At 40.8% G+C, this 11,671-nt stretch carries 13 protein-coding genes and 1 pseudogene; 12 read left to right on the top strand and 2 right to left on the bottom strand.

Going from position 1 to position 11,671, the window contains the following annotated elements; all coding sequences use genetic code 11:
• Positions 1-405 precede the first annotated feature (405 nt).
• The 12 genes from FTV04_RS14230 (at position 406) to FTV04_RS14175 (ending at position 10,864) form a co-directional block, all read left to right on the top strand.
• Positions 406-1,482 carry a polysaccharide biosynthesis/export family protein gene (locus FTV04_RS14230; protein ID WP_218949940.1) on the top strand — a complete coding sequence of 359 codons (1,077 nt, stop codon included), beginning with the start codon at positions 406-408 and terminating at the stop codon, positions 1,480-1,482.
• Positions 1,482-1,910, top strand: coding sequence for a low molecular weight protein-tyrosine-phosphatase (locus FTV04_RS14225; RefSeq protein WP_180008026.1), 429 nt, complete (start codon positions 1,482-1,484; stop codon positions 1,908-1,910). Before FTV04_RS14230 ends, FTV04_RS14225 begins: the two co-directional genes overlap by 1 nt.
• Before the next feature lie 16 nt (positions 1,911-1,926).
• Entirely contained in the window at positions 1,927-4,119 is a 2,193-nt protein-coding gene (locus tag FTV04_RS14220) for a polysaccharide biosynthesis tyrosine autokinase (protein WP_180090081.1), read from the top strand.
• 246 nt (positions 4,120-4,365) lie between these two features.
• The gene (locus FTV04_RS14215) at positions 4,366-5,079 is read left to right on the top strand and encodes an FKBP-type peptidyl-prolyl cis-trans isomerase (RefSeq protein ID WP_078191625.1); all 714 of its coding nucleotides are present in this window, start codon (positions 4,366-4,368) and stop codon (positions 5,077-5,079) included.
• Between the two features lie 54 nt (positions 5,080-5,133).
• Positions 5,134-5,826, top strand: coding sequence for an FKBP-type peptidyl-prolyl cis-trans isomerase (locus FTV04_RS14210; protein WP_180011068.1), 693 nt, complete (start codon positions 5,134-5,136; stop codon positions 5,824-5,826).
• Positions 5,827-6,019: 193 nt separating this feature from the next.
• Complete coding sequence (locus FTV04_RS14205; protein WP_168379440.1) at positions 6,020-6,760, top strand: dienelactone hydrolase family protein; 741 nt, start codon at positions 6,020-6,022, stop codon at positions 6,758-6,760.
• 51 nt (positions 6,761-6,811) lie between these two features.
• Entirely contained in the window at positions 6,812-7,171 is a 360-nt protein-coding gene (locus FTV04_RS14200; protein WP_078191628.1) for an HIT family protein, read from the top strand.
• A 153-nt stretch (positions 7,172-7,324) separates the two neighbouring features.
• Positions 7,325-8,371, top strand: coding sequence for an A/G-specific adenine glycosylase (gene mutY, locus FTV04_RS14195; RefSeq protein WP_180090079.1), 1,047 nt, complete (start codon positions 7,325-7,327; stop codon positions 8,369-8,371).
• A gap of 67 nt (positions 8,372-8,438) precedes the next feature.
• A complete protein-coding gene (locus tag FTV04_RS14190) occupies positions 8,439-8,966 on the top strand; it encodes a M23 family metallopeptidase (protein WP_180090118.1) in 528 nt (175 codons plus the stop codon).
• A gap of 15 nt (positions 8,967-8,981) precedes the next feature.
• Positions 8,982-9,227 (top strand): hypothetical protein, encoded by a 246-nt coding sequence (locus tag FTV04_RS14185; RefSeq protein ID WP_180022940.1) that lies wholly within the window; start codon positions 8,982-8,984, stop codon positions 9,225-9,227.
• A 19-nt stretch (positions 9,228-9,246) separates the two neighbouring features.
• Positions 9,247-9,816 carry a DNA-3-methyladenine glycosylase I gene (locus tag FTV04_RS14180; RefSeq protein ID WP_180090077.1) on the top strand — a complete coding sequence of 190 codons (570 nt, stop codon included), beginning with the start codon at positions 9,247-9,249 and terminating at the stop codon, positions 9,814-9,816.
• A gap of 25 nt (positions 9,817-9,841) precedes the next feature.
• Complete coding sequence (locus tag FTV04_RS14175; RefSeq protein ID WP_180022938.1) at positions 9,842-10,864, top strand: NAD(P)-dependent alcohol dehydrogenase; 1,023 nt, start codon at positions 9,842-9,844, stop codon at positions 10,862-10,864.
• A gap of 70 nt (positions 10,865-10,934) precedes the next feature.
• Here FTV04_RS14175 and FTV04_RS14170 read toward each other — a convergent pair.
• Positions 10,935-11,516 (bottom strand): annotated as a pseudogene (locus FTV04_RS14170) (aminotransferase class I/II-fold pyridoxal phosphate-dependent enzyme); the annotation flags it as partial.
• 17 nt (positions 11,517-11,533) lie between these two features.
• The coding region (locus FTV04_RS14165) for a zinc ribbon domain-containing protein (protein WP_180090075.1) at positions 11,534-11,671 on the bottom strand (138 nt) is incomplete at its 5' end.

The raw sequence follows: 11,671 nt of genomic DNA, 5'->3' as shown, positions 1-11,671 counted from the left end.
CTGAAGCCTATGTCATCGATGAATCATCAATCATCGTTATGTTGTAAATAGCGCTAAATTATATCAGAAAATCAAATTTCGATTGTGTAATGATGTTCTATGACGACTGTAATTTTAATCAAAAATATTTATAGGATTAAACAATTCACCCTATAAAACCAACATTGCATATTTAAAAAAATTCAAATAACAACTAGATCTTTAAAAAGATATTCATCCATACAAGTGTTGATTAAACTTACGATTTAAAACAAATGTAAAACTATATTCTACAAGGTGAATAGTATAAACTTAACATTCTAAAATGAGTAATTTGGGTACTTAAACCCGTCCATTTCAATTCAATGATTCAAATATTTTATAAATAGGATTTGTATTCGAGTGAGTTACTATCGTTATAGCTGTATGTTAGCTTTGAGTCTAAGTATGACGGGTTGTGCCATTACTTCAGGCTTACAAACCTATGACCTTCCTAAAGAAGGCACATTTCAGACTGATTTAGGCTCGACAGTCAATGTTATTAAGCTAACTCAAGAAAATTTAGTTGCTGTTCAACCCGCCCAAGTAAATCAGCAAAATTTTGCCCATCTGTTCAATCAACAACAAAAAAGTTATCGTCTAAACTCAGGTGATATTTTATCTATTTATTTATGGGCATATCCCGAAATAACCCCCCCAACAAATACAATTAACAATCAAGATGCCATTATTTCTAACGGCTACCAAATTGATCAAAGTGGCTATATCCAATTCCCTATTATTGGTCGATATAAAGCTGCAGGAAAATCCCTAACAAAAGTCAATCAGGAGTTACGTAGCCAACTTGCTCGTTACTTAAAAACCCCAGATGTGATTGTTCGCGTTCTTTCCTACCAAGGACAACGTTTTTCGGTTCAAGGTAATGTAATGAAAGGTGGTCAGTTTAATCTAACCGACCAACCTACCAGCGTATATACTGCACTTGGTCTTGCTGGCGGTGTGAATACGCAATTTGGCGATAATACGTCTATTACCTTGGTACGCCAAGGACAAACTTACAACTTAAATAGCATTCAGTTAGAAAAGGCTGGCTATTCACTACATAATCTACTCATACAGCCTAACGATACAATTTATGTCAATTCACGCGAAAATCAGAAAATTTATGTAATGGGTGAATCTGGTCAAAACAAACCTGTCCCTATGCGGGATCAAGGCATGAGCTTAAGTGATGTCCTCGGAGAGAGCCTAGGGCTAAATTCGCTTTCAGCAAGTCGAGGTAAAATCTACGTAGTGCGTAGCGATATGAATAGCCCAATGACTGAAATTTACCATTTAGATTTAACCAGTATCGGTGATTTTGGTCTCGCAAACCAGTTCAAAATGCGTAGCAATGATATTGTGTATGTTGATGCATCTGGTTTAGCTCGTTGGCAGCGTGTGATCAATCAAGTGATTCCTTTCTCAAATATGATCTATAACATGGACAGATTGGGCCAATAATGTTATTTAAAAATATTTTGGTAGTCTGTGTAGGTAATATTTGCCGAAGCCCTATGGCAGAATATCTCCTAAAAAAAGCTCATCCCGACCTGAATATTTATTCAGCTGGAATCTCAGGTATGATTGGACATGCAGCAGATGAAAAAGCTCAATACTGTATGCAAAAAATTGGCATCGATATGAGTGGACATATTGCCCAAAAATTAAATGCTGAACTGATCAAAAAATCAGATTTAATTTTGGTCATGAGTTCAAATCAACAAAAGCATATTGAACAAACGTGGCCATTTGCAAAGGGAAAGACCTTTCGTTTAGGACATTGGCAAGGTAAAAATGTGCCTGACCCATACCAGCACGATCAAGCCTTTTTTGACCAGACCTCAGAACTGATCCAATCTTGCGTTGCAGATTGGACTAAACAAATTTAACTTTTGATGTACGATTATGAGCCAAAATACCAATACAGAAGATACAATTGATTTAAAAGAATTATTTTTCTCTCTGATTGCACAGTGGAAGTTAATTGCTCTATGTGTGATTTTAAGCCTCGTTTGTGCCTTACTTTATTTAAGAGCAACACCAGATACTTATGCAGTCAATGCTTTAGTACAAGTTGAAGAAAGTAAAGGGGCTTCAGCTGCTTTGTTAGGTGATCTGTCTAATATGATTGATCAAAAACAACCCGCCCAAGCAGAAATTGAGATTCTTAAATCGCGTTTAGTTCTAGGTACCGTGATTCAAAATTTACATCTCGATCTAAAAATTTCGGGTACTGAAAATTCCTTTACTGACCGATTAATCTCAGCTCATGAATACGCCACCGAATATAAAAATAAATCTGTGGTTTTCAAAGATAATGAAAAAAGTTTTGAAATCCGCCAATTTGATATCCCCGCACTATATCGCGACAAGGATCTTGGCCTACAGTTTCAAGAAAATAAATTTTCTTTAGTTGATCTTCAGACTGAACAAACAATTTTAACAGCACCATTGAACCAAAAAAATTCTTTACGTACAGCAGAAGGCCTTTGGGAAATCTCAATTTATAGCAAAGATCAATTCAAAGACGACTATTTAATTCAAAAGCAGTCTCTACCTGCAGCAGTTGACAGTATTTTGGCAAATTATTCTGTTGCTGAAAAAGGTAAAATGACGGGCGTGCTTGGCCTTAACTATCAAGGCCAAGATAAAGAACATATTACAAAAGTTTTAAATGCCATTTTAGCAGCCTACAGCCATCAAAATATTGAAAGACGCTCTGCTGAAAGTGCACAAACTTTAAAATTCTTGGATGAACAACTCCCTGAATTGAAACAACAGCTTGATGTCGCAGAACGTGAATTTAACAAATTCCGTCAAGAGTTTAATACTGTCGATGTCACTAAAGAATCTGAACTCTATTTAACTCAAAGTGTCACTCTTGAAACTCAAAAAGCTGAATTAGAGCAAAAAGTTGCTGAAGCTTCTGCGAAGTACACCAGTGAGCATCCAGTGATGCAACAAATGAATGCTCAATTGGGTGCAATCAATAGCAAAATTGGTGAACTAAATACCACCTTAAAAAAATTACCAGACTTACAACGTCGTTATTTACAGCTATACCGTGAAGTTGAAGTAAAACAACAACTTTATACAGCGTTGTTGAATTCTTACCAACAGCTTCGTATTGCCAAAGCTGGTGAAATTGGTAATGTCCGTATTGTGGATACTGCTGTAGAGCCGATTGAACCGATTGCGCCGAAAAAACTACAAATCTTGATACTTTCAATTTTCCTCGGTGGTTTCCTCGGTACATTACTTGCGTTGTTTCGTAACATGTTGCGCTCAGGGATCAAAGATTCATCAGAAATTGAAAACAATCTGGATCTTCCTGTTTATGCCACTGTGCCCCGCTCACCTGTTCAAGAGAGTCGCATCAAGTTACTGAAGAAGAAAAAGACCATTCCTGTACTTGCAGTTAAAAATAGCGATGATATTGCAATTGAAAGCTTGCGCAGTATGCGTACTGCCATTCACTTTGCACTGACATCTGCAAAAAATAACCTGATCATGATTTCGGGGCCTGCACCAGAAGTCGGTAAATCGTTTATTTCAACCAATTTAGCTACGATTCTTGCGCAAAGTGATAAACGCGTTTTAATTGTTGATGCCGATTTACGTCGTGGTTATTTAAACAAATACTTCAATCATGACAACCAACCAGGTCTTTCTGAGTATTTAAATGGTCAGCGTGATCTAGACAGCATCATTAAAACCACTGAAATTCCAAATTTAAGTGTGATTACTCGCGGTAAGAGCCCTTCTAACCCATCTGAGCTTTTAAGTTCTGGTAAATTCAAAGAATTCTTAGAGTTGATTTCACCGATGTTTGATCATGTGATCATTGATACGCCTCCTGTACTTGCTGTGACAGACGGTATCATTATTTCGCAATATGCTGGTGTGAATTTGGTGATTGCTCGTTATGCGAAAACTCAGTTGAAAGAACTAGAGTTAACCGTGAACCGCTTTGAACAAGTGGGTGTGAAGGTCAATGGTATTATTCTAAACGACATTCAACGTAGCTCAGCTGGTTATGGTTATGGTTATGGCTATAACTATTCTTATGGTTATAAAGCTTCAAAAGACCAAGACTAATTCAAGCCTATTCAAAAAAGCCACCAAATACGGTGGCTTTTTTTATTTGCGAAATTTATGTTGCATGCATCTTTCTGTATAAAAAATGTTTTATATATTCATACCGTTATAGTATAAAAATAAGAACATGACTATGATGATCTTTCCTGCACCTTACCTGATCATAGAGATAGGTAAGCGTTGAACAGGAAAAGTCTGCTAGAATTTCAGCAACTTTTTACATATAAAATAATTGTGGGAAAATATATGAGTAAGGCCCTACCTATCGCTGTCGCTGTATTACTCGGCGGTGCCGCACTTGTTCCTGTTTACTATGCAACTAAAACGCCTGCTACGCAATCAGCAACATCAACTCAACCAGCTGCAAATGCTTCTGCTGTCGCTAAAATTAGTTATGCACTTGGTTATGAAGTTGCCCATCAAACGCCTCCAGAATTAGATATTGATAGCTTTGTCACTGGCGTTCGTGCGGGTCATGCGCGTGCAAAACCAGCATATACTGAAGAAGAATTACAAAAAGCATATGCTGAGTTCCAGCAAGAAATGCAAAACAAGCAGCTCGAAAGCAATAAGCAAGCACAAAGTAGCAGCGATAATTTCTTAACAGAAAACAAAAGCAAAGCTGGGGTTAAAACCACTGCTTCTGGTTTACAGTACCTAACAACGAAAGAAGGTACAGGTAAACAACCGCAAGCCACATCAGTTGTTAAAGTTCACTACACAGGTAAGTTAGTGGATGGCACAGTATTTGATAGTTCAGTACAGCGCGGCGAGCCAATTGAATTCCCATTGAACCAAGTAATTCCAGGTTGGACTGAAGGTCTACAGTTAATGAAAGAAGGCGGCAAAGCCACTTTGTATATTCCTTCAAACCTAGGTTATGGTGCTCAAGGTGTTCCAGGAACGATTCCACCGAACAGTACTTTAATTTTTGATGTAGAACTCATTGAAGTTAAATAATAAAACCGGTACAGGAGAGCTTTTCGCTCTCCTGCTTTATTTTGAGACTCGGTCATGAAATTACAGATCAGTATGTTGTGTTTGGCACTCTGCTCAAGCACTGTATTTGCCAAAGATGTCAGTAATAAAAGTAGTGCTGCAGAACAAGTCGGTTATAGTTTTGGTTATTTAATGGGACGCAGTAATGCTGAATCGATTAAGGACTTAGATATTGATGCATTTGTTGCGGGTTTAAAGGCAGCATCTAAAGGTCAAGCTTCGTCACTAACAGATGAAGAAATGACCCGTGCCTTAACTCAATATAAAAAGCAAACCGAAGCGAAACAACTGATTGAACTGAAGCAAAAAGCGGATGCGAATGCCACCATTGGTTCAGCTTTCCTTGCTGAAAATGCCAAAAAACCGGGCATTCAGGTCACGAAATCTGGCCTGCAATATCAAGTCATTCAAGCCGGCAAAGGTAAGTCACCTAAAGCCAATTCAACAGTGAAAGTTCACTATGAAGGTCGCTTAATTGATGGCACTGTTTTTGATAGTTCAATTGCACGCAACCAACCTGCGATGTTCCAAGTGAGCCAAGTCATTCAGGGTTGGACAGAAGGTCTACAGTTGATGAAAGAAGGTGCAAAATATCGCTTCTTCATTCCTGCCAATTTGGGCTATGGTCAAATTGGTTCAGCAGACGTCATTGAGCCAAATAGCACGCTGATTTTTGATGTAGAGCTCATTGAAGTTCTCCCGAAATAACAATACTCTCTTTAGGAGCATCGACAAATCTCGGTGCTCCTCAATATTTCTTCTTTCCATTATTTTCTTTTACAATTTTTTTTATTGATTTGACTTAAAATTCACATTGATATCTTATATTTATTTCACAAAAACCAATTTCCCTTTATCTTAAGTCTTCATCAACTGCGTAGCCGCACATAAGGATTTGACCATGACCGTTAAAATTAAGACTCGCGAAATTCAATATACAGCAGCTGATGGAACTCAACTTTTTGGCTATTTTGCCGCACCAGAGTCAGACACTGCAGTCGCAGGTGTGTTAGTTGCCCCGGAATGGTGGGGACGCAATGAATATACCGAACAACGTGCGCGCGAATTGGCTGAACAAGGCTATGCTGCTTTCGCTTTGGATATGTATGGTGACAAAAAAGTCACCACAGATGCCAAGCAAGCTTATGAATGGATGATGCAGACTTTTGATCATGCCGACACCATTGTGACCCGTGCGTCTGCTGCATTAAACACTTTGGCACAGCAAAAAGAAGTAAATGCAGATAAACTCGCAGCTATAGGCTTTTGCTATGGCGGAAAAGTCGTGCTGGATTTAGCTCGTTCAGGTGCTGCATTAAAAGCTGTGGTGACCTTCCATGCAACACTTGCTACAGCGACTCCTGCACAAACAGGACAAGTCCAAGCAGAGATTTTAGTGCAACATGGTGAGCTCGACTCGATGGTGAGCTTAGATGATGTTGCGACCTTTAGAAATGAAATGGATGCTGCCCAAGTGCAGTATCAAATCAATATTTTTGAAGGCGCAAAACACGGCTTTAGCAACCCGATGGCGGATGAACGTGCCAAAGCCAACGGCGTAGATTTAGCTTATAACGCTGCTGCAGAACAACAAAGCTTAGCGGCCATGTATGCCTTGTTAGCACGCCAGCTTGGTTCTTAAAGCCATAAGAACCACTACCAATATTTAATTTATAAAAATGAGGAGAGCACAATGACAGAACTCAATTGTCCATATTGCAATTTTGACGAATATGACGTTATTGCAAAAAATGATTTTGGTGTTGTACTTCCTGAACCACATACACTGTCTAAAGGGCATGCTGTCATTGTCCCGCTACGTCATGTTGGTTCATTTTTTGAAATTACTGATAAAGAACGTAAAAGTTTAATGTCCTTACTTGAACAAGCGCGTAATGAATTAAATTTACGCTATCAACCCACTGGCTTTCATATTGGGTTTAATGATGGACAAGTTTTTGGCGAAGCCACTGAACATGTGCATATTCACATTATTCCACGTTATGAAAACCAAACATTGGCGCTCGATACCCGCTGGGGCTTTAAAAGCTAAACTTTAAATTTACACTCACTAAGGAGCCTCGGCTCCTTTTTTGATGGCCACTATTTTTGCATTTCCCCTGATATACAGTTTTCGTTTTGAACAAAAAGAATGACTATTGAAAGATGTATACTAGGCAGGTTTTTTCAATTTTGACTGTATTGCATGTTTAACTTTTCTGATGCCCTTCTCGACTGGTTTGATGTCCATGGTCGTCATGACTTACCGTGGCAAGTGAAGGATGACCCTTACAAAGTATGGGTTTCAGAAATTATGCTACAACAGACTCAAGTCAAAACCGTCTTACAATATTTTGATCGATTTATTCAACGGTTTCCGACTGTTGAAGATTTAGGCCATGCCTCTTGGGATGATGTGGCACCCTATTGGGCTGGCTTAGGCTACTATGCACGGGCTCGGAACTTACACAAAGCCGCAGGCATTGTTGCACGTCAGGGACATTTTCCAAGCAATCTTGAGCAGTGGATGGAACTACCGGGTATCGGCCCGTCTACCGCGGGTGCGCTGATGTCTTTAGGTTTAAGACAATATGGCGTGATTATGGACGGCAACGTCAAGCGTGTATTGTCTCGTTTCTTTGCTATTGAAGATGATTTATCGAAACCTGTACATGAACGGGCCATGTGGCAACTGGCGACAGAGCTCTGCCCCACTGAACGCAACCACGATTATACCCAAGCGATTATGGATCTGGGTGCAACCGTTTGCACGCCGAAAAAACCGCTCTGTTTATATTGTCCCATGCAACAGCACTGCAAAGCACATGCACAAGGTTTAGAGACTGAATTACCTTATAAAAAGCCTAAAAAGCCTGTTCCAGTGAGAGAGGCTCAAGTCATGCTGATTCAATCTGCAGGAGAATGGCTGTGGATACAACGTCCGAATAGCGGTCTATGGGGCGGTCTGTGGTGTTTACCTATTTTTGATCAACCCCATGAGTTTCAATCCCACACTCAGCAGCTTGGTCTGAAACCTACCACCACTCAAGTGCAGATATCACATAGCTTTACTCATTTCACTTGGCTTTTAGAAGCTACTGTATTTACCGTTACCGCAGATCAAAAAGAGCATTTAGCGATTGAATGCAACGCACAGTGGTTTACACCGATACAAGCCACTTCACTCGGTATTCCAACCGCCATGAAAAAACTTATTTCTACGCTAGAACTCGAAAGCTATTCTATGCCATAGTTTTGGACTGCTCATCAATTGTATAGGGACAAATGTGACTCAAGGATTTTTTCAGCTTCGCAAAGGGTTGTTTGGCGGTATTGGTTTTATTTTGCTTTTACTCAGCGCCTGTACGTCGACTCCACCCAAACCATCTAGCAGTACATTGCCTGCTCATGAAGTGAAAAAATTACAAAACATGCGTTTATCCAATCAATTGCCTGTTCCTGTTCATCAAGTCAAACGAAGTGCCCTCAAGGATACTTGGGGCGCAGCGCGTAGCCAAGGACGAAGCCACGAAGGCATTGATATTATTGTTCCACGTGGAACAAAAGTTCTCAGTGCTACAGAAGGTTTAGTTGCTGACTTACGTAATAACAATTTGGGTGGTAAAGTGATATGGATTATGGGGCCCGCAGGTTCTTGGCATTATTATGCGCATCTTGATGCTCATAAACGCGGCTTAAACGTCGGCGACTATGTCAAAAAAGGTGATGTCATTGGCTATGTAGGTAATACTGGCAATGCCCGACATACTGCACCACATTTGCATTATGGCATTTACTTGGGTGGTAAAGGTCGCAATGCTGTTAACCCCTATCCGTATTTACGTTAATTTTAGGAAACATACATGTCAGAAGCGTTGATCAATCGTCTGGTGGAATTTGCAGAATCTGGTAATCAACAAAAAATCAGCCTCAATGGCCAGTCTTATCAGGGCTGGATCATGGAGATCACTGAAGAAGCATTACTCATCAGCACCGGCTACGCAGACAAATCGGGTAACGATGTATGGATTCAATTTGCCGATCTCGATCAAGCGGAACTCTTGTATTGGGACAATAAAAACGATCAATGGACAGCTTTTAAAATTTAAGTCAAAAGGAGCATTTAACATGACGACACAACGCTGTGCTTGGTGCTCCGAAGATCCTTTGTATATTTCCTACCACGACACTGAGTGGGCGAAACCTAGTTTTGATGAGCAGCATCTCTTTGAAATGCTGTGTCTTGAAGGACAACAAGCGGGGCTGTCTTGGATCACTGTGCTGAAAAAACGGGCCTGTTATCAGCAGCATTTTTTTCAATATCCCATTGCCGAAATTGCAGCGTTGAGTGACCTACAATTACAAGAAAAATTACAAGATTCAGGTTTGATTCGCCATATCGGCAAACTCACTGCCATTCGAGATAATGCCAAAGCATGGCAACAGTTAAAAGCCCAAGGGATTCATCCTGTGGAATTTCTTTGGAGTTTTGTCGAAGGACACATTGCCAATAATGATGTCGTTGAATATCGTAGCGCCCCTGCACAAACCGCTCAAAGTCAGGCCATGTCCAAAGCATTAAAAAAGCATGGCTTTAAATTTGTCGGCCCAACGACTTGCTATGCTCTGATGCAAGCTATCGGTATGGTAAATGATCATGAAAATCACTGTGACTTTAAATACACGCACGCAGAATGACCTCAAAAACAGAAAGGATAGAATAATGAGTGACAATACAATCCACGCCTATGCAGCAATGAACAGTGGTGAAGCCCTTGTTCCCTATCAATTTGATGCAGGTGAATTACAAGCCCATCAGGTTGAAGTCAAAGTCGAGTATTGCGGTCTTTGTCACTCAGATATTTCTATTATCCAAAATGATTGGAAATCTTCGGTTTATCCTGTAGTCCCTGGGCATGAAGTGATAGGAACCATTACCCAACTCGGCAGCGAAGCCAAAGGACTGAAAATCGGACAGCGTGTAGGCATTGGCTGGACAGCAGAAAGTTGTCAACACTGTGACCCGTGTATCGATGGTCGCCAAGTGCAATGTACCGGAACCAAGACAGCGACGATCGTCGGTCATGCAGGTGGCTTTGCCGACAAAGTCCGTGCTGGCTGGCAATGGGTTATTCCCCTTCCAGATGATCTCGACCCAACCAGTGCTGGCCCTCTGCTCTGCGGTGGGATTACGGTATTTGATCCCATTTTACAGCACCAAATTCAGGCCATTCACCATGTTGCCGTGATCGGCATTGGTGGATTAGGTCATATGGCGATTAAACTGCTCAAGGCTTGGGGCTGTGAAATTACTGCGTTCAGCTCAAACTTAGATAAAACCGATGAACTTAAAGCCATGGGGGCTGACCATGTGGTGAATAGTCGTGATCTTGCTGCAATTAAAGCTCAGCGTGGGAAGTTCAATTTGATTTTAAGCACGGTCAATGTGACGTTGGATTGGCAAGCCTATCTTTCAACTTTGGCACCGAATGGAAGCGTTCACATGCTTGGCCTAGCACTTGAGCCGATGCAAATTCCCGCAGGTATGCTGATCAGTGGTGCTAAATCAGTTACAGGCTCATCAACTGGCTCTCCTGCGGCACTGCGTGAATTACTTCGATTCGCTGCACGTCAAAATATTGCACCTCAAATTGAAATGTATCCCATGTCTCAGGTGAATGAAGCGATTGAACGTTTGCATTCAGGAAACGTGCGTTATCGGATTGTGCTGAAGGCTGATTTTTAACGGCAAAAATCTAAGCCAAGAAAGCCTGCCGCATGCAGGCTTTTTTTGTATGCTTTATGGACTCATTAATCTAGATGACATTTGTGTTTCTGCATTCCTTACGCACCCAATCTGCAAGCAATAAAATGGCCTGCTGAATATCTACAGACAACTCATGCCCGGCATTTAGACGAATACAGTTGTTATAACGATTGTCCTCACCAAAAATTAAACCTGGCACAATATTGATGCCATGTTTTTGCGCATGGTAATACAGCGCCAAACTGTCTATTTGTTCAGGCATCTGCAACCACAGTGCATAACTGCCTTGAGGCCGATTTAGACGGATATCAACCCCTTGAAAAGCATCGTAAATATACTGACGATACTGCTCGACTTGCACCATTAATTTAGGACGCAATTCAGCAAGATGTTGGCGATACGCACGACTAAAAATCAAATCGGCAAGTCCTAACTGCAAAGGCGTATTCACCGAATTATTTTGCAAAAGTAATTTGGGACGCAAATGTTGCAAATGTGGTGGAAGACAAAACCACCCCACCCGATAAGAAGGCGATAAAGATTTTGAAATCGACGCACAATAGATCACATAGCCCGCCCGGTCCCAATATTTGATAGGCAATGGTCGCTTTGCATTGAAACTACACTCAGCTTGACATCCTCACCCCCTTAAAAGAGGGTGATTCCTACAGCTAGACGCTTATGCCCAAGCGCAAGAATGTTTAGAGCTGAGTTTATATCTCGATCATGAGCTGTACCACAGCTCATGCACTCCCATTCTCTTATTCCAAGATCTGTCTTACCTTT

The sequence above is a fragment of the Acinetobacter sp. YH12219 genome (genome assembly GCF_013417875.1).
GTDB classification, from domain to species: Bacteria; Pseudomonadota; Gammaproteobacteria; order Pseudomonadales; family Moraxellaceae; genus Acinetobacter; species Acinetobacter amyesii.
This window is presented reverse-complemented; position numbering and strand designations above follow the sequence as displayed.